This window comes from Aureibaculum flavum (assembly GCF_016406085.1).
In the GTDB taxonomy this organism is placed as follows: domain Bacteria; phylum Bacteroidota; class Bacteroidia; order Flavobacteriales; family Flavobacteriaceae; genus Aureibaculum; species Aureibaculum flavum.
Map to the genome: position 1 here is coordinate 52,160 of NZ_JAEHFJ010000004.1, position 20,211 is coordinate 72,370.

The 20,211-nt window shown below is 30.6% G+C and carries 15 protein-coding genes; 3 read left to right on the forward strand and 12 right to left on the reverse strand.

What is annotated here, in order from left to right:
• Window positions 1-22: 22 nt before the first annotated feature.
• On the reverse strand, window positions 23-2,212 hold the full coding sequence (locus JBL43_RS09040) for a T9SS type A sorting domain-containing protein (protein WP_198841132.1): 2,190 nt from the start codon (window positions 2,210-2,212) through the stop codon (window positions 23-25).
• Between the two features lie 623 nt (window positions 2,213-2,835).
• On the opposite strand from JBL43_RS09040, the gene JBL43_RS09045 reads away from it, so the two are divergent.
• On the forward strand, window positions 2,836-3,126 hold the full coding sequence (locus JBL43_RS09045) for a GIY-YIG nuclease family protein (protein ID WP_198841133.1): 291 nt from the start codon (window positions 2,836-2,838) through the stop codon (window positions 3,124-3,126).
• Between the two features lie 1,088 nt (window positions 3,127-4,214).
• Here the strand turns inward: JBL43_RS09045 and JBL43_RS09050 are convergent.
• The 4 genes from JBL43_RS09050 to JBL43_RS09065 all read right to left on the reverse strand — a co-directional run bounded on the left by JBL43_RS09050 (window position 4,215) and on the right by JBL43_RS09065 (window position 8,875).
• Window positions 4,215-4,394, reverse strand: a complete 180-nt coding sequence (locus JBL43_RS09050) for a carboxypeptidase-like regulatory domain-containing protein (RefSeq protein WP_198841134.1) — start codon at window positions 4,392-4,394, stop codon at window positions 4,215-4,217.
• A 127-nt stretch (window positions 4,395-4,521) separates the two neighbouring features.
• Window positions 4,522-6,012 carry a hypothetical protein gene (locus tag JBL43_RS09055; protein WP_198841135.1) on the reverse strand — a complete coding sequence of 497 codons (1,491 nt, stop codon included), beginning with the start codon at window positions 6,010-6,012 and terminating at the stop codon, window positions 4,522-4,524.
• A 694-nt stretch (window positions 6,013-6,706) separates the two neighbouring features.
• The gene (locus JBL43_RS09060; protein ID WP_198841136.1) at window positions 6,707-7,465 is read right to left on the reverse strand and encodes a hypothetical protein; all 759 of its coding nucleotides are present in this window, start codon (window positions 7,463-7,465) and stop codon (window positions 6,707-6,709) included.
• Window positions 7,466-7,981: 516 nt separating this feature from the next.
• A complete protein-coding gene (locus tag JBL43_RS09065; protein ID WP_198841137.1) occupies window positions 7,982-8,875 on the reverse strand; it encodes an AraC family transcriptional regulator in 894 nt (297 codons plus the stop codon).
• 131 nt (window positions 8,876-9,006) lie between these two features.
• Here JBL43_RS09065 and JBL43_RS09070 point away from each other — a divergent pair, with 131 nt between their 5' ends.
• Entirely contained in the window at window positions 9,007-10,461 is a 1,455-nt protein-coding gene (locus tag JBL43_RS09070; protein ID WP_198841138.1) for an MATE family efflux transporter, read from the forward strand.
• 330 nt (window positions 10,462-10,791) lie between these two features.
• On the opposite strand, the gene JBL43_RS09075 is transcribed toward JBL43_RS09070, so the two are convergent.
• The 5 genes from JBL43_RS09075 to JBL43_RS09095 form a co-directional block, all read right to left on the reverse strand.
• A complete protein-coding gene (locus JBL43_RS09075; RefSeq protein ID WP_198841139.1) occupies window positions 10,792-11,511 on the reverse strand; it encodes a hypothetical protein in 720 nt (239 codons plus the stop codon).
• Window positions 11,508-12,941 carry a MutH/Sau3AI family endonuclease gene (locus JBL43_RS09080; RefSeq protein ID WP_198841140.1) on the reverse strand — a complete coding sequence of 478 codons (1,434 nt, stop codon included), beginning with the start codon at window positions 12,939-12,941 and terminating at the stop codon, window positions 11,508-11,510. The genes JBL43_RS09075 and JBL43_RS09080 overlap by 4 nt, the downstream gene beginning before the upstream one ends.
• Window positions 12,934-14,229: a DNA (cytosine-5-)-methyltransferase gene (gene dcm / locus JBL43_RS09085; RefSeq protein WP_198841141.1), complete on the reverse strand. Its 1,296-nt coding sequence runs from the start codon at window positions 14,227-14,229 to the stop codon at window positions 12,934-12,936. The genes JBL43_RS09080 and dcm overlap by 8 nt, the downstream gene beginning before the upstream one ends.
• 135 nt (window positions 14,230-14,364) lie before the next feature.
• Window positions 14,365-15,210 (reverse strand): DUF3226 domain-containing protein, encoded by an 846-nt coding sequence (locus JBL43_RS09090; RefSeq protein WP_198841142.1) that lies wholly within the window; start codon window positions 15,208-15,210, stop codon window positions 14,365-14,367.
• Between the two features lie 4 nt (window positions 15,211-15,214).
• Window positions 15,215-17,392 (reverse strand): AAA family ATPase, encoded by a 2,178-nt coding sequence (locus JBL43_RS09095; protein ID WP_198841143.1) that lies wholly within the window; start codon window positions 17,390-17,392, stop codon window positions 15,215-15,217.
• 393 nt (window positions 17,393-17,785) lie between these two features.
• Here JBL43_RS09095 and JBL43_RS09100 point away from each other — a divergent pair, with 393 nt between their 5' ends.
• Window positions 17,786-18,487: a PM1201 family protein gene (locus JBL43_RS09100; RefSeq protein WP_198841144.1), complete on the forward strand. Its 702-nt coding sequence runs from the start codon at window positions 17,786-17,788 to the stop codon at window positions 18,485-18,487.
• A gap of 305 nt (window positions 18,488-18,792) precedes the next feature.
• Here JBL43_RS09100 and JBL43_RS09105 read toward each other — a convergent pair whose 3' ends face one another.
• Together JBL43_RS09105 and JBL43_RS09110 are read right to left on the reverse strand one after the other, a co-directional pair.
• The gene (locus JBL43_RS09105; RefSeq protein WP_198841145.1) at window positions 18,793-19,491 is read right to left on the reverse strand and encodes a DUF6624 domain-containing protein; all 699 of its coding nucleotides are present in this window, start codon (window positions 19,489-19,491) and stop codon (window positions 18,793-18,795) included.
• Between the two features lie 293 nt (window positions 19,492-19,784).
• Entirely contained in the window at window positions 19,785-20,135 is a 351-nt protein-coding gene (locus JBL43_RS09110; RefSeq protein ID WP_198841146.1) for a hypothetical protein, read from the reverse strand.
• Window positions 20,136-20,211: the final 76 nt, after the last annotated feature.

A 20,211-nucleotide genomic window follows, 5' to 3' on the forward strand; every position in this document is an offset into this window, starting at 1 on the left:
TACTTTATAATATAAGAATTACTTACTGTTTGATTATCTTTTCGTAATGAACTGAATGGTCAGAATTACTTGTAATTTTAGTGAAATATACACCTTTATTTAGGTTCATTAAGCTTAATGTAATAGTATTGGTTTGTTGTTCTATGTTCTTGTTATATATCAGTTTACCTGTAGAAGTGAATATGTCAATTTGAAAAGTATCAGCGTTTTCTTGTTGTAGTGTAATTTCATTGTCAAATGGAATAGGGAAGAGGCTCCATTCATTGTTGCTGTCACCACTGTTAATGTCCTCTCCGTTAAAATACTTGACTGCTAAATTAAAAGTTTCAATGCCAATTTTCTCTCCTATTTTCCGCCCTCTTATATCGTCAATTGGTGGATGAATTCCTCCCCAGATTCGTGATAAACTTGTTTGATCTGAGGCATCTCTATAGGTTGCCCATTGTAAGGTTAAGTCCTGCGTGGGACCTTGTTCAAAAACGAGAAAGTCATTTTGCTTGATATCAAAAATTCCCATTCCTCCAGGAAAATATTCATTTCCGGTAAGTAGAGTCATTACTTCAGCAGCCGCTCTAGAAAAGGTAGAATGTCCAGAAACATAGCCTGCAAAAGGTGGCGTCACAAAGGTACCACGTTGATATGGCCACCAATGCGTTCCTAGAATCCAATCGACACCAGCAACATCAGTTTCAGGATTGTCAATAAAGTCGGGACCTTTCCAAGCATATATTTTTATTTTACCTACATTTTCATTGTTGGTTCCTGCCAAGGCATCACCAACTTCAATAACAGCGGTTAATCCGTCTACCAAAGGAATACCATGGGCATTGTAACTCGGTAATTCTTTATCGGTACTTTGTCCTTTACTGGCCATATATCGAATGGCAGAAATAGGGCGTACATAATCGTAATATCCTTTTATTCCCCACGTGTTCACCGCACAATCATGCATGGCACCGCCTAGCATTACATACGATTTCACATCCCATTCTAAATCGCTCATTAGAGCACCTTCGCCACCTAATCTTTTTTCAAGTGATGGATGGTCGTTTACATAATTTAAGATGGTAAACCAATGTCCCGGAGGTGTCTCTGAATCAGGACCATCTGCCCAAAACTCAGCCAACACACGTGCGTAATCAGATCTTTTTACCAATTGTGGAGCGTACGGTAGGTTAGTAACAGGGTTTAATGCATGACCGGTACCTGAATCTCCACCATCCGTAAAATCGTAAAAGGATTTATAGGCAACAAAGGTATCTTCAAAATTTTCAATATCTGCATTGCCTATGGCAGCAGGTGAAATGTCAATTAATGTGTTGTCAGTCGGGTCTAAATGTGCAGACCAAGCAGCAACCAATAAAAAGTTCCATTTATAGGCATCATCAATTCCGTCTTCATTTGAATTTTTAATGTAAGGTGGTGGCCCCGGGTTATTATATACATAACTATTAAAGTTATGGTTTAACACCTTAAGATCCTTTTGTTGTAATGAAAATGGCGTTACTTGACCCCATTCAGGACCTAGAAAATCAGGTGTTTTAGAATTGGAAACATTCCCACTTTGATCTATAAATACATCAAAGGCGAGGGGTTGCCAACGGTTGGGATCGATATCAATGTTTTCGGTATAGGTGTTTAGTTGTATGGGTGTATTTACAGGTTGATAAAACTGATTGTCAAAATTATTGGCTTCATTAGACCCGTCTTGCAAACCAAAAGCAATCATTTCTGCTCCTAAATAATTACCTAAAGCGGCATAAGAACCGGTACTATAATCAGTTGCTGTAAAATTAGCGTCATAGCCATAAGAAATGAAAAGGTCTAAAAAGGATTTTTTAGTGGTGCTGACCAAAGGTGAATTTTGAAATCTATGGTTTAATAGCCTAAATAAGGCGTAACTCATCACTTCGTGAACGGCAGTTTCCGTATTGTCAGCTTGTTGAATGCCGTTAAAAATAGAGGTGTAGTTGCCTAATTTTTTTCCTAGTAATACCGTTTCTGCTTCATCATTAAAAATAGCCCAAGCATCATACATAACCACGGAACTATGAAAAAGGTTACGGGCATGTGATGTTGGTCTAGCCACGTCATTACGGATGGCATCTAGTAATTGCTCATTCCAATCTCTAGCTACAGAATGTTGACCAAAACTTGAAAGTATAGTACATGAACTAATTATAAGAAAAATGATGTTTTTTCTTGAAATCATTGGTTAGTTAAAATAATAGTGATCATTATCTCTTTTATTAACGTAGAGATTGGAAATTTATTTGTTGTGATTTTCATTAAGCAGTTCTCGATACTCCTGAAGCGTCGGGATTCATTCTTCAAGATCACTCGAACGGACGGTATCATTTAACTTTTTATTGAACGTCACTTCGAGTGGTTATAGTAAAGTGATAACTTTACTATAAATGTATCGAGAAGCAATTGGTTTGTAAATCTTAACTCGAATTAGACAGTTCTCGATACTATCTTTCGTTCCTCAAGATCACTCGAATGGACGTTGAAGTTTGAATTCTAGTTACAATTATAAATTATACGTCTCTTCGAGTGTTTTTAATAATGCGGTAGCATATTGAAAAATGTATCGAGAAGCGTTTATCACGTTACTTAAAAGTTCTCGATACTATCTTTCATTCTTCAAGATCACTCGAACGGACGGATAGGTTTAACTTTTAAGTAACAAACATATATTGTACGTCACTTCGAGTGTTTTTAATTTGCGACAGTAAAGTAAAAATGTATCGAGAAGTAATTTCAATATCAATAGACCAAACGGTTAGGGACGGAAAGGTTTTATTTTTAAATAATTATACCTAGTTTTACTAAATGCAACTTTCTTTTGTTTACATATTAAAATGTAATGATGATTCTTACTATACTGGAGTAACTTCGGATTTGACCAAAAGAATATTTCAACATGAAAATGGTATTTTTAAAGGCAGTTATACTTACCAAAGACGTCCAGTAGTTTTAGTGTTTTATGCAGAATTTACCGATATTAACTTAGCTATAGTTACTGAAAAGCAAATTAAAAAATGGTCAAGAGCGAAAAAAGAAGCGTTGATAAATGATGAATATGATTTGCTTCCTAATCTGGCTAAGAAGAAATTTAAGTAAGAGTTCTCGATAATATCTTTCGGTCCTCAAGATCACTCGAACGGACGATATCATTTAACTTTTTAGTGAACGTCACTTCGAGTGGTTAAAGTAAAGTGATAACTTTACTATAAATGTATCGAGAAGCAAGTGGTTTGTATATCTTAACTCGAATTGGACAGTTCTCGATAATATCTTTCGTTCCTCAAGATCACTCGAACGGACGGATAAGTTTTAGTTAGAATCATTAATTTAACGTCACTTCGAGTGGTTATAGTAAAGTGATAACTTTACTATAAATGTATCGAGAAGCAAGTGGTTTATATCTTAACTCCTATTAGACAGTTCTCGATAATATCTTTCGTTCCTCAAGATCACTCGAACGGACGGATAAGTTTTAGTTAGAATCATTAATTTATCGTCACTTCGAGTGGTTATAGTAAAGTGATAACTTTACTATAAATGTATCGAGAAGCAAGTGGTTTGTATATCTTAACTCGAAATGGATAGTTCTCGATACTCCCGAAGCGTCGGGATTCGTCCCTCAAGATCACTCGAACGGACGATATCATTTAACTTTTTAGTGAACGTCACTTCGAGTGGTTATAGTAAAGTGATAACTTTACTATAAATGTATCGAGAAGCAAGTGATTTGTATATCTTAACTCGAATTGAATAGTTCTCGATACTCCCGAAGCGTCGGGATTCGTCCCTCAAGATCACTCGAACGGACGTTAATATTTAACTTTTTAGTGAACGTCTCTTCGAGTGTTTTTAATTTGCGATAGCAAAGTAAACCCCGAAGTGTCGGGAGTATCGAGAAGTAAGTGGCTTGGTATATCTTAACTCGAATTGGACAGTTCTCGATACTCCCAAAGCGTCGGGATTCGTCCCTCAAGATCACTCGAACGGACGGGAAGGACTTGTTTCTATAGATGTAATTATGAAAGGGACGTCACTTCGAGTGGTTATAGTAAAGTGATAACTTTACTATAAATGTATCGAGAAGCAATTATTTAAACAGTTCTCGATACAATCTTAGGAATTAAAAATCCCTCAATGTTAACAAAGAGGGATTTTTTCTATTTATAAAGTAAATGTGCTTATGCTTATGATGTCGTTTCCAACAATTCTATGGTTCCAAGATCTAAAGCAGTCCCCACTTTTACTAGTAACGCATCGGTGGAATCATAAGGGTCAAAACCATAGTGTTCAATACTGATTTTATATTCGCCAGCATCAAGACCTTGAATTATAAAATCGCCATTTACATTAGTTATTTCTATCACACATTAATAAATCCTGTATATGTGTTCATGTATGGGATTTTTTAATAATTGAATGTGGCATTTGATTTCTAAGAGTAGGGCAGAACTACAATTCTCCTTCATTATTTAAATTGTATTATATGCACAGTTATTTCATTGTTTCCGCGAGTTCTTGCATGGTTTTGTACAGGCCTTGAATTTTAGGAGAATTACATTTTCCTGAAATCTGACCTTCTAAAAATTGAATTGCTTTATATCTATACATTGCCGAATTTTTCATCTGATTCACTGTATTTCTTACATTACCAGTAAATATTTTGGATAACATATTTAAGGCATAATCTTTTTCAAAGGCTTTATATGTAGATAAGTATTTTTTCTCTATAAAGACATCTACTGGCGGACCAACATCATCTATATGAGATTTAAAACCATTACTATCATAATGTTGCCGATATGTGACTGTCGTTATTTTCCACGGTTCCTTCAAAAAACTTTTACAATTATCGCCATAGGCGACTAAATAATCGATGTAAAAGGTTTTAAATAACGGCGAATAATGTTCTAAGGGTTCAAAATCTTTCCGTTCTAAATGATCCATTACTTCGGTATAAGAATCGAGGATTGGGCCATCATATAATGCATAGCTAAAATCTGAGTTATCAATTTTCCAATTGGTAGCTTTTGACGCCTTTATCATACAGTCGGTTCCTTCCTTACATGTATAGTCGGCAGGCATATAGGCTAAGGTAAATTTAATTTCCTCTACGTCTGGGCATTGTTTACGATACTGTTTAATTGCATCATTAGCGGCAGCTTTAAAATTCAATAGATTTTCAGATCGTTGATAATTCTGATTTTGCTTGTAGTCTATAAAAGTGGGTATAATAGCTAATGTTGGATTAATTTCGCAAGGTCCACTATATTTTACAGTTAATAACTTTGTGTCAGGGTAGAAGTACTTTTCTGAATCAGATTTCGGTTCTTTTGCATCAATGTTGATGGTATAATAATCATTAGTAGTATCAACACCATTTTTCAATTTCCAATTGTTCGAATTATCTAATGTACCGGCATATTCAATTGTTTCTCCGTTTGAGTAAACATTAAATTTAATAATAATTGCTTCTAACGATTCACATTGGGCTTTAAATCCTTTGGTAATTGCTGCTAATAAATCGTGAATAGGGAGGTCTTCCACGTTTTTACTTTGTTTAAAGTCATCAATTATTGTACTTCGATCAAAGTTTAAACCACCAATTAAATTAATTTGCTGTGCACATGGACCGTAAAACTCAATATAGATATCATTATTTAGATTTCGTTTAGTACCCGTTTTCGGATCAATATTGTTAACTATCGCACGGAATATCGTTTTGTCTTTTTTATTATAGTTGTTCATTTTTTGGAACAGGGCTTGAATTCCGTTTACTTCGTAAGAAATTGACCCAGAACGCGTTGGATGTTCCCATATTTTACCTGTGTAAACTGCAACCTGCTCAGTCAATGGTTTTTTCTTCTTTTTCTTATTAAAAATAATACCTCGTCGTCTTTGGGATGTAGCTGAAAAAATGAAGCTAAATAAAAGTATGCAAAGCATAAATTTCTTAGATGTCATTGCTGTCACATACTTTTTCATAGGAATAGGAAGGATTTAGGTTATGGAATATGGTTAAAGATAGTAAATAATAGCGGAGGAGGTTTTGAAATATTCTATTTAACATAATATAAATTATAGGACAAATAAAGTAATTTGCGGATAGACGCTTTTGCGGCTATTTTACATAATTATAGATATGATGCCTTTAGGCTCATATCGTCAATAATTATGTTAAAGCAAATTACGGCTCGTTTAAAACAAAACAAAATTAATTTGCGGTCAGCTTGCTGATTGACATAATATCAGATATAATAACACGCCAGTGTTTTATATCGACAGATATTATGTTAAAGCAAATACGAAGTATTCATGAACTCCTTTAAAAAACAATATGAATAACGTGAATAAATTACGGTTCTCTAAACAGAATTACAATTGGTTCTATATTAAATCCTATTCCAGCCGCATCAACTGTCTCAAAAATACAATCATCCACTGGATGATTCCATTTTATGAAATATGTTAAAGCAAATACGAAGTATTCATGAACTCCATAAAAAAAATAAGAATAGCGTGAACTAAATTACGGCTCGTTAAAAACAGAACTTTTATATTTGCGAATAGCGTAGCTATTTGACATATTTTACATTGTTGCTTTAGCCTGTGGCTGAAGTAATATTCAAGAAAGTTGATGCGGTTGGAAAAACTGTAAAAAAAAACTATTACTTTAATTTTAGTCTTTATTGTCTACATATTTTTTCCTATAATCTTCTCTCGTCAAAAAGTATATTTCTTCCTTAATAACCGCTTCCATCAAGAGAATTAGATTTTCTATTTTTTGGAGACCTTGATTGTTATCATCTAATAACGCAACATGATCACCTATAATCCCGATTATATCACCATCTTTTAAAGTAATATCATCATACCCATAAAATGGATCTGTGTGTGCTACGCTTTTTTTATTATCAATATATATCGGAACAATTGCATCAATACGTTGGCCATATTTTTCAGCCCAACCCGAGATACCATTTGCAGGATCACCCTTAATTTTAGCAGTCAGAACTACATTCAATTTCTTAATTTTCGCAACAGATGTGGGATTATCAGGATCAACCGCTATCGCGATGTGCGTATGTGCATAACCTTCATAAGACCGCTCACCATTACCGCCTTTAACAATACCACTATTGAAGAAGTACTTCATATACTGAAAAAACTCTTTCGGTGTATTATCACTCATATCAGAAAGTGGTACCACAGGGATGCCAAGTGAACCATCTTCTTGCGGGAAAAGTGGAAATTTTCCAGCTTTTGCAGCCATACTAATAGTAAGTGGATCAACACTATATTTCATTTTGAGATCTTCTTTTCTCGGAATTTTAAATAATTCTTGTAAGAAATTCTCAAGATTGCTTGCATTGAAAACTTTAGTAGCCTCAATACTTTCAACCTGATTTTCGCTACTATATGCAGTCTCGAAATTCACAGACTCCTCTAATGGTGAATCAATATCCAGACTTGTTTGCCCCTCAGCCTGAGTAACTATAAGACTCAGCGTTGCTATAGCAATCATTGATTTTAATGAAGTTAGTAAATTAGAGAATCCAAAGCCTTTAATTTCGTTAACGATCCATTCTTCAGGTTTGTGTTCTTCTTCATTGCTTACCACATCTGTATTTTTTACGAGTTAAAAAAAATATTTTTTTTAGAATTAATTATAATGTGTTAATCAATCTCAAGCGGTTGAAACTCTATTTAAAACAATATAAAGCTATAAAGTAACCTTATCTATTAAAATCTCAATTAATTCTTTGGACTATATTTAAAATATTGCTCACTAAAGTAATCTTCAGTCGTTTTTGAACGGTCTTTATTTGCTAAACATATAAATTAAATGGTTTTCATTTAATATACTTCCTTAACTCGTTGTAATAATAAAACCTACCTCTTCCCTACTCCTAGCCCATCCGTAGCTTTGCAAGGAGCATTTTTTAAAATGTTCTTAATTCGTTCTATTACGAAATTGTGTAGCCGTAATACCCATATTTCGCTTAAAAAATTGATTGAAATTAGCGACTTCATTGAAATTTAAGGCATAAGCAACTTCTGCCACAGATTTATTCATTTGGTGTAGTAATGTTTTCGCATATAACATTTTATAATCAATAATAATTTTCTGAGCACTTTTACCCGTTGCTTTTTTAACACATTCTGTTAAGTATATGGGACTTATGTTCATTTGTGAAGCATATTCTTGAACGGATAAAAATTGATTATTACTATTCAGTATCACTTGTTCAAACTGAGACATTATCGCATCAAATCGATTCATCGTTACAATACCATTATTATGTTGCGTGGCTCTATCTATCTTGTATAGTAAGACCAAAAGCAAAGACCGTACTATTTCTCGATTATGTATTTTAGAACTTCTAGATTCAGTATGTAGTTCTTCTGCTAGATTTAAAACATTTTTAAAGTCAAGATCTGATAGTTGATAAATTGGCATGGTATGCATTTTGAAAAAAGGAAATTCATTTTGTAATCCATAAGACTGATTTAGATTCGTGAAAATGGATGCATTAAAATAAAGAATATAGCCTTTATCATCATTAGGAGGAATCTCACTATAATTAATGATTTGAAATGGAGAAACAATCGCTAAACTATTGGTCATATCCTGAAGGGTTTGATTTCCTATTTGAATATTTTTTGTACTGCGTTCTAAAACAGCAATTTCAAAAAAATCTCGTTTATGTGGACCAGAGAATTTTTTATCTGGTTCTACAAGTTTTTCAGGCTTAGCCATTCTTCTAATGTAAAAACTATTGGAGTAATCATTGGCAGGGTCTAAACCGTTTACAAAGTAGTTGTTTATATCATTAAAGACTTCCATTGCAGTAGTTATTCAGTTTAAAATGTTAAAGATACGCAAAACCTAAATAGTAATCTATTATACATAAATTACAATGTATAATACAGTCTTTTATCAATATACCTTTGTCCCTATATAACCACGAAAACATAATGAGTAATCTGAAGACTATATTTCATAATCTATTTCTTTTCTTTAAAGACAAGAAACAGGTGTTTGTGAGTCTCTTTCGTAAAAATAATAAAGCGTATTCTCTTAAAGAGGATTCTATTTTAAAACTATTGATCGTTTTTGTTGGTCCTGCTGTTTTAGGGATGCTCGTTAATATACTTTATAATGTAGTAGATCGCATATTTGTTGGTCAATTTGTTGGTGCAGAAGGTATATCTGCAGTAACCTTAGTATTTCCAATCAACTTTTTTCAGTTCGGATTTGTTTTACTATTTGGTAGTGGAGCGGGGATTTTAATCGCCAAATATTTAGGAGAAAATCGCTTAGATAAAGCCGAAGAAGTATTTGGTACCATGTTGGCAGGATTATTAATTGTAATGGTTCTTTTTACAACTGCAGGTCTATTTTTTTATGAAGATATATTAATTTTATTTGGTGCAGAAGACCTGCTTTTGCAATTATCTAAAGAATATTTATTTGTTATCATTTTAGGTTTTCCACTTAGTTTTTTCATTGCTTTGGAATTTACCTGTCGTGCAGAAGGAAATCCACATTTACCAGCAAAACTTGTTTTAATTTCTTCCCTAATCAATGTTAGTTTAGATTATGTTTTTATGAAAATATTTGGTTTGGGAGTACAAGGAGCGGCGTTAGCTACGGTAATAGCCCAAGGAACTAATGCAGTGCTTTTGCTTTATTATTACTTCAACGGAAAAAGTCTGGTAAAACTAGTTTGGAAACAGATTAAACTTAAAAAAGAAATTATACTACCAATTCTTGCTGTAGGTTTAGCACCATTTGTTATGGACATTTCAGTGAGCTTTCAAAATGCATTTGCCAATCATTTGTTATTAGAATCTGGAGGATCAGATGCTGTTGCTGTTATGGGAATTATTTTTGGAATTAATGTGTTTTTTATGATGACCGCTCTGGGAACAGGAGATGGTATGCAACCAATTATCAGTTATAATCATGGTGCAAAACAGTATGGTCGTGCTTTAACAACATTAAAATATGTATTGGTTTTTGTGCTTTTTGCAGCCTTTTTAGGGATTACAGTTATAGCATTTTTCCCAGAATCTATTATAGGTATGTTTATTAATGATAATGCAGAAATTGTAACGCTTACTAAATCTGCTTTAGAAATATTTGTGATTTCTATCCCTTTTTTTATGATACAAGTGGTGGTAACACGTTACTTTCAAGCCATTCAAAAGAATACAGTCGCAACTTTTTTAGCAATACTTCGTCCTGTATTATTATTTATTCCGATCTCATATGTATTAAATAGTAGCTATGGTTTGGTTGGTATATGGGTTGCCTTTGTGCTGAGCGATAGTTTAGCAGCTATTATATCCTTATTACTCGTTAAAAAATACGCCTTAAAAGAAAATAGAAGACGGCAATCTAATACTACCCAATTTGTTGCTGAATGAATTTTTACACAAAATCTAATTAATAACAATAAAGAAAAAATAACATTATACAAATGAAAATTAAATCATTATACACATTTACCTTATCCATAGGATTAATGGTAGCTCTAAAATTCAAGAGCCGCTATAAGCAGTGCAAAAGCTCAAATAAGCTCGGCACAATTAACTGAAGCGAAAGCCAAGCCTTTGGTAGAAACCTAAATCATTAGCTTTTTCAATCTGTCTTCTTATCGCTTTCTGTCCTATTTTACCATAATTATCTGAGGCCGTCAAAAAAAGGATTGGCTTTTATTTAACAAAATATTACAGATAATCAACCAAAGTCACTTTCTACCTAGTAAGATTTCTAGCTGAATTCTTCATTTCAACACCCCAAGGAAAAATTCTAGTTGCAAAATATGCGATAGGCATGGCTGCTCCCAATTGAGTTGTCCTTGATTCATCTTTTCTAATTACTCTAGAAAACCACCTATCTCCTCTATTTGATTCTTCACAAATTAATAAACCAGCAAAAGTAAATGCTAAAACTATAGCAGGTATTTCTCCTCTTGATGTATTCAAAGGTTGATATGATGAATTATTATTTATAGGAAAAAAATTATTTACTACTTTGATTAGCTCATCAAAAATAAAATCAATTGTAATTGGTGTTATTCCTTTGTGAGTAGTTTTACCAGCTAGAGAAGAAACATCAGGAACATTACCTAAAGTATTAAATGATAAACTTGAAAAGAAAGGTAACAACCCAAAATTTCGAGATGATGACCAATCCATTAGTGCGTCAATTATATCTTGATGTGAAGGAACACCAATTAAATTTCCATGATTTCTTAATTCTAAAAGTAAATCATGTTCATGTTCAATATGATCATCACATAAGCCAGAAGTTCTTCTTATGTTAATTTGATTTTCACAACCATTTACTTTACAAGTTTTATCATTTGACAAAAAATTTAATTTATTTGGATTAGGCTTATTTCTTCCTGTAGTTCCATTATCTAGTATTCTAATTTCCCAACCCGAAATTGATTTATTTACAGTATTTATCATTTACTTATTTGTTTTAAAATATATCTACTATTAAGCCAATAACACTTCTTTTTTTTAAACTTTCCTAACGGAGTTTCCATTAAATCTTTAGAATTAGCTCCTTTTGGTCTAACGTGACAAATTTTATGATCTTTTAATTTCCAAAAATTTTCATAGTCATCATTTTGAATGGAAGATTTAGTATGATTCCAAAATTTCTCTGCAATTTCTAAATCTTTAGAAGGCATAGTCCAAAACATTACTTTTTTGAGTCTTGCAATATTATTTTTATCTTTTTGAAAAATAACAAAGAAAAAACGTTTTGTAAGTATAGAATACCAATAAGATTCAGCCCACTCTTCATTAATTATTTCTTTAAACTTTATCTGAGCAAAAGACATACTTTCTTTTAAAGTTCCTGATGATTGAAGTTTAATTGTCTTTAATTCAATTTCTGCCTTTTCGAATTCTTCAATTTTACCTTTATTAATACCTAAAATGGACTTTGCAAAAACATAATTTTTATTCTTAGCTCTTAAATTAATTTTTAGTTTGAATTCATCTATTAATTCTTGCTCTGAATAACCATAATATTTTGAGAATTTTTCAATAATGAGATCTTCAAAAGTTTGCCCTTTTTTGTAGTCTGAAATATTCTTAATTATCGCTTCATGGTCATCAAATAGACCGCCATAAGAAGATATTGGTTCATTTATAACATCACTATCATCTTCTAAAAACTGTAGATATTCATCATCAAATTCCGTTAAACTGTAATCTCCTTTTAAACTTTTGGAAATAATAAAATTTAGATATTTGGATTTTAAAGAAAAAGCTCTTTGTTGTGCCTTTTTATTTGAAAACGGTTGAGTTCTTTTAGATTTTAATGCAGTAGACCCTTTAGTACAAGCACCTAGATATAATGTGTCGCCTTCAGAAATTTCATGAGCTTTTCCTGCTTTTATTTTAGCGACAATTGTATGCCAATCGTCTTTAATAATTTTTAAGTCTGTCAAAGGGAAACGCCAAAGTCTAGCAATTTTAAATATGTAGTCAATATCTATTTTATCATTTTCATATAAGTAAAAAAGTAAAAGTAAAAGACTATTTTTTTTCCAAAAACTACTTTCTTTAAAAGTATATTTATACTCCTCTTCAAAGTCTATTATATTGAAAACTAAGCGTTCTTTAGAAACAAGACCTTTTGAGTTTTTTTTTATTGGAGTTGTTTTTAATTCTACCCTAGCTTCGGGAAAATCAGGTTCAGGATTTGAGTTTGGTTGATATCCAAAATATAAGGATTCAACCAGTTGACCTAGTTTTCCCTTACCTGAATATAAATTTTTTAAACTATTTCCGTATAGATTTCTTAATGATTTATTTAATATCCCTTTGGCGTAATATTCAATTGAAATCGGATCAGTTTTATCGTATGGTAAATCTTTATGCAAATTGTTCCTGGTTTATATTTGCATTAATCCGTTCGCTTAATTCTACACCCAATTTTTCAACGATTCCGACAACCAAAGCATTTCCCATAAAGAAAGCTCTTTTGGTATCAGTAATTCCATCTAATTTAGTGTGATTATCTGGAAACATATTTAATCGTTCAAGCTCAATTGGAGTGAGTCTTCTTAATCTTCCATTTTGTTCTACTACGTGCTTAAACCTTGATGGAGACTTCCCTCCTTCTCCAGTTATTATTGTTCTAGAAGCATTATCTAGGGCGTCAGGAAAAATCATACTGCCTTCGCTATAATTATATTTAAATCCTTCTTTAGTTTGTCTTATTTCACTTTTTGAACCCTTAAGATATTTCCAGCCTCTTACTTTGTTAATATCTTCATTACTTACAAAATACTCTTCAGGTACTTCACTCAAATTGATTAAAATATCCTTATCTCCAAGATGTCTATAAACACCATTATAATCTGGTTTTACTTTTGCAGTTGTAAATTCACCATTTATCATCACTCCACAATTTTCAAAAGGGCTTAACTTTCCGTTTAAATTGAATTCTTTTGAAACTCTAATTAAATCAGCTTCAATATTTTGTATTCGTATATTATTATCAATTTCTTTAACAGGAAAAGCACCCGCAATTATTCCGTCTGAATCTAACCAATCCTCTTTATTCTCAGTTTCTAAAATTCTATTGTATATTTCAGTATCATTGCGATAAGCTAAAAAGAAAACTCTTCTTCTTCTTTGTGGCATTCCGTATTCAGCAGCATTTATAACTCTCCATTCTACAGCATAACCTAAATTGTTTAATGAAGTTAGCATAAGTGCAAAATCTCTACCTCTTTGTTTTGATGGTGACTTTAATAATCGGTCAACATTCTCAAGCATAAGATATTGTGGTCTGTTTTCTGCTTTTTTACGTAATATTGCTTCAATACTCCACCATAAAACTCCTTTTTTACCAATTAGACCTTTAGAATTTTTTAATGTAGTTGCCACAGAGTAATCTTGACACGGAAAACCACCAACTAATAAATCATGATCTGGTATATCATCGAAATTACCCTCAATTACCTCTTCAATATTTTTATCACTATGATTAGAATTAGGCCAACGATTTTTATAAACTTCATTTGCGTGTTGCCTTTTAGTACTCGGCTCCCATTGGTTACTCCATAATACATTATAATTAGCATCTACTTTTCTTGGGTACCCCTCAAGTCCTATTCTAAATCCTCCAACACCTGCAAAAAGTTCAACTACTGTAATTGGCATAAATTATTTTATTTTTAAGTGAAACTTCTAAAATATAATATTATTTTGAAAATATTTATTTCTCTTTTCTTTTCTAAATCAATTGATTGTAAATACAGTTCATGTAAAATTCCTTTACTTGTTCTTATAATAAAATCAATCTCTAGCTTTTTTTAATAGACCTTTTAGTAATGAAATTATTTCCTTACTCTTTGCATCACCACTCAAAAGCCCCTTCAAACTACTGTGTTTTCTAATTAATTCACCATTATCTAAACCAGAAAATTCAAATTGTCCAGTTAATGCTATTAACGATTTATTAAAATCTGAATTAGTTTTTCTTCCATCTATAATAGGTGGTTTTCCATTTGTTCGTTCAAAGGTAAATCCTTTTAAATATTTACTAGCATTTTCTATTTTTTCTTTTTGATTACTATTTCTATTCAAATTAGCAATCAAAATATCTTCTAGATTACCTTTCCCTTCATTATTTGCAATAATATAACTTCCAAAGCATTTAAATTTGTTTTCATCTATAATGATATTATGCTTTGCATTCTCAATGTTTTCAATCTTATCTTTATATTGTTCAATCATTTGTTCAATTCTTTTTTCGATACCCACATCATCTGCATCAAATATCATACATAAAGATAAATCAATTTTCTTCTTTTCATCAATCTCTCCAAATTCTATTGCTGTTCGATAATTAAAGATAACTTCTTTTGCTTTTTCTATATTCCTTATTCCATCAATTGCATACAATATTGCGAATTGATGATGTTTATTTGGTTGTTTGAAAATTACTGGTAAATTTGGACCTTTTCTAAGTCTGTTATTGTCATAATCAAATTTCCCTATTTGATTGATAAATAAATCCTTTAAAGGTTGATCAAAATCACTAATATTTTTTTTATACTCTGAAAAGTTTAATAATTCTAATAAGAGCGATAAATACGCCATATCATGTTTTCCTTCACAAATAATTAAAATACCATTCATTTCTCTATATATTTCTTAAATCAGCACCTAAAACAGAATGAAATTTTTCATAATCTTTACCTGGGAAATAATTAATTTTTTGATTCATAACATCTTCTGTATTTATTGAATAAAATGATAATGACTCGTTCTTATATTCATTTTCAATAAATGCATTAATACATTCACCACTATGAGAAGAAATGAATACTTGTACATTAAACTCTTCTGAAAGATTTTGAATGAATTCAGTAAATTTAATTAATAAACTATAATGAATAGCATTATCCAACTCATCAATTAGAAGTATACCATTTTTAGCTGCAGCAAAATTAAGTGCAATATAAAATATTCTTTGTACACCTTCTCCAAAAGTACTTAAATCAACAGATTCTTCGAAATTTTTATGATCAACTAAAAATCGAGGAATGTCCAAATCATCAACATAATTAATATCATTAATATTATTATCAATATTAATCTTAATAAAATCTATAATTTTATTTATTGATTTATCTTCAACACTTTTAGAGTATAATAATGACAGGTTTTCCTTGTTTTGTTGACTAAAAGGACTTGATAAATATGAATCACATATAATCTGTATTTTTTTAAAAAATGATTTGCTTTTCCCTTGATCTTGTAGCAAATATTTTGTTGTTAATTCTTGATCATTAAATTTAGATTCTATGAGTAATGTTTTCAAATAATTAGATTTGTCTATTTCATCATTTTCATCTTCGTCTTCAGTAAATATTTCAACACTAGTATTATTACTTTCAAAAATTCCAGACAATGAGATTTCTTCAGTTAATTGTTTCTCAAACCAAGTTGCTGATAACGAATTTAATTTACCTCTTCTCTTATATAAATCTAGAAGTGAATAAATATCATTTTGTCTTGTTAGCAAATAAATCGCTTCGAGTACAGATGATTTTCCAGAATTATTTTTTCCAGCAAAAATGTTTACTCTATTTAGATGTTCTAGTTTAATGTTTTGTAGTTTTTTATATTTAAATATTTCTATCAAACTATACTGGTTGTTTCTATGCGAATAATATTTATGTCGTTCGTACGGAGAATTAATGGAAATAGAAGCTCCTTTTTTATTTAATAGTATAGAATCTATTTTATCTTTTATTACAGTTAAGCTTTCAACATGACTTTCTTCCGAGTATTGAATAAATCTAGAAGTTATAGAGAGTTGTTGATCAATAACATCTATTGAACCATCCAACTTATTTTTACTAACCACATCACTTAAAATAAGTCCTTGGGATACTGACCGATATTCTTCCATTGCCTTAACCGCTTTATCATCTTGAATAAAATCAGCTAAATCTCGTATTTCCGAACTTTTCGAAATAATAGGGTCTACTATTTCGTAATCGTTACTATTGTCATCATCATCGTCATCATAATTATAATCCTCTTGAACTGCAGAAATCCATGTAAAGAATCGATCCAATCGATAATTTGAAATTGGTGAATCATTTATTGTATCCCATTCTAACCATTCTCTAATATTTGGCTTATTTACTGTTTCTTCAAAAATAGCATACATAGGTGTAGAAAATTGGTCACCGTAATCACTATTCTTATATAAATCTATTAATTTAAGTGCTCTAAGTGATTTTCTTAGTTTTAATTTGCCAATTCCTAAAGAATCAACAATATCATCTTCGGATAAATTTTCATTTTCTCTTAAATCCTTTAATAATTGTGCCTGATTTAATGGTGGCCATTTTTTATTGCCATTTATATGTTTTAAACCCATAATAATACTGTGACTTACAGTATCACCTGAATCATATACAATAACAGGTACGTTATCAAATAATTCTTGTTTTAAATTACCAATATCTTGAGAATCGATATATTGCTCTTTTAAGTATTTGAGAGTTGCAATTCTCCTATTACCTTCTAAAACACGATAGGACTCATCATTAATTTTTTCAACTTGAACTTGATCAACATGAAGGTATCCATTTTTTTTAAAACTTTTAACTAAATCTCTAATTCCGTCAATACCTTTTCCTTGAATAAAATTTCTTGTTCTCTTTTGTATTCTTTCTGAAAGAATTTCTACATTATTAATTCTTACATAATTTGAATTATCAATGAATCTATAATTATTAGGATCTAAAAACAATTTTTCTAATGGTACAGATATTGGTGTACCCTTATTTATTTGATTTACCATTTTATTTTACACTTAAATAACAAAATACAATAATTTAATTAATTCTTAAATATATAAAATTCAGAAAACATATTATTTCTTTTTATTTTTAAGAATTATTTTCAAATATTTTTTTAAAACTAGTTCTAATATGCATAAATCAACAATTTTTTAGTTTTAATTTTAAGAAAATAAAAATATTATTTTTAATTCTAAAAATAGAGTGATATAAATAATTAAATAAAGTATTTTTCAACAATTTTTATATTAATAAAATACTAATTTATTCAGTTCTTATTTGTTTTAAATATATCGATTAACAAAAGATTGTGTCATCGCTTATGATAAACTAAAGAACTTATTAATTTCGTACAAAAATATAAGAGTAAATTTTAATTAATAAAGTTATGTTATATGAGAGATTCATATCAAAAATTTTTTGAACATTTTAAAATTGACTTTTCAGATATAATTGAATTTGGTATTGAAATTGATACAATTTACCCTGATCCTAAAAAAGTTAAAAATGAGTGGATTGAATTAATTAATTCGATTGAAAACAATGAGGATGTTTATATAAGAGGATACGGTAGAGATGCACATGGTACTGCAATGTATCAAGAATTATATAAGATTTTATTAAATAATGAAAATATAAAAAAAGATGCAAGTAACAACGATAAACCTACTCGTTTATTACAAAATATTACGAATTACTCAAAGACAATTAAAAAAGATTCTTTAAACAAAGAAAGAATAAATAATTATCAAGTATCTCATATTTTTGGCAGAACAAAAAAACCTTTTTTGTTTACTGCTCCATGGAATATTGTATGGAAGTCTAAACTTTTAGATCCATTAACAGGACACGAATCTAGAGGCGAAAACACCAATAAATATAAAAAAGCATTTTTAGAAAAGTCAAGCAAAATGTATTCTGAATATATATATGAATACAATCAATTCGTCAAAAAATATTTTCTTAATGATAATTTAGAAAAAGCATTTATTCAAATGAGTATAAATAATTCGAATATGAATGAAAAAACATTTAATAAGTTTAAAATCGACGCAATCAATGAACTAAAACCAATTGAGTATTCTAAAATGAAATAACATTAAGTTAACAAATATTCCATTCCACACATTCCACTCCACTCCTATCATTATCTTGACTTCTCTCGATACAGGCTAGCAAAAAGAGTGTTTATTCATTACTTTCTTATTGTTTTTTAGAGGAAATCATGAACCTTTAATGAGTTTGGCTTTCGCCTAACTTCATTCTTCGGTTTCATTACCTTTCTAAAATCAACTTTTGAGAAGAAAACTTTTAAGAAAATATATAGCTATTTACCACTCAGTAAGCTAGCTTACTGAGTGCTTGAGATTTAAAGGTCTAGGACATCAATTTGAGTCAGATTTTATTTATCCATACCACTTTGTTGCATTTTTTTTACGTCTGCTAAGGTGTACGGATAATAATCAATTCCAAGCCGTTTTGCATTCTCCTCTACAGTACTTGTAAATCCGGCTTTTCTTCTCAAATGATTCACTTTATTTAGGTTTTTTATGGGCCAAATAATGTTTTTAAACTCCTTTTCTCCTGTTGTTTTATTGAAAACGTTAAAACCTTTTCCTTGGGTTCCGTAAATCTGTTCTTTTTGCTTGTAAACCAATGAACGGTCAAGCATCATGGCATAAAGTTTAAAATCAATTTCTTTTTTATTGGCGGCCTTTTTTATTAAGGGTAAATAGGTATCAATTTTTGTTGAATGCTGAATTACATAAAATGCGGCTTCATTTGTTTCTGGACCCACCATAGTTAAACCTGGATAACCAAATTGTTTTATAATTTGTTCAATTCGAATTAAATTTAATGAATCAGAAATAGGAATTTGTTTAATGATATAAGGAATCAATTTTTTCTTGTCAATATTAAAGGCTGTTGCAAGAGAATCAGATTTAGTTTGCAACAATTCAGATGAAATTAATGTTCTTAAGTTTTGGTCTTCAAATAAAATACTGTCCAATTCCTTTTTTAATTTCAAATTTATTTTAGACTGACCCAATGAAGGAAAACTAACTAATAAAATTCCAATTCCAATTATTAAATTTTTCATAGTAGCGTTCTTTTATGGCTAGCAACGTTGGCAGATAGTTGCCATTTCTACAAATATAAGAAATATAGGATAGTTGGCATTGTTGGTTTTGCCAGTGGCTGAAGCAATATTCAAGAAAGTTGATGCGGTTGGAAAATAATGAACTTTATACTTCAGTTAAATTTTTCACCAAAAACAAATTACGGTTCTCTAGTTAGAATTATAATTAGTACTTCATTAGATCCTATCATTCCCAGCCGCATCAACTGTCTCAAAAAGAAAATCATCCACAGGATGATTTACTTTTATGAAATCTATTTTCTTATAACTTCTATGCTACGTCTAAAATCAAATTCTCCATCTGTAATAGAAGCTTCAAAACGATACATTCCTTTTTTAGGTAATTCTAATGTTGGTGTTAATGTATTTGGATTATTATTTTCAAAAATGGCATCAGAATGTCCTTGTACCTGCTTCCAGCTAATTTCAGCATCAATTCCATCAGAATCATTATCCGTAATTACAGTTATTATACTTAGTGATTTTCCATCTTTAGATAATTTTTGAGAAATTTCTATAATTGGAGGCGTATTTATTTCTTTTGGTTTTTTTGAAGTTTTAACAGGAATACGTTTTGAATCTGTAATTCCAGCAGCAAACAACATTAATCTTTGTGTAAACTCTCTATTATCTGAATGACTTAATCTAGTTCCTGCACCTGCATTCCAAAATAAATTACGA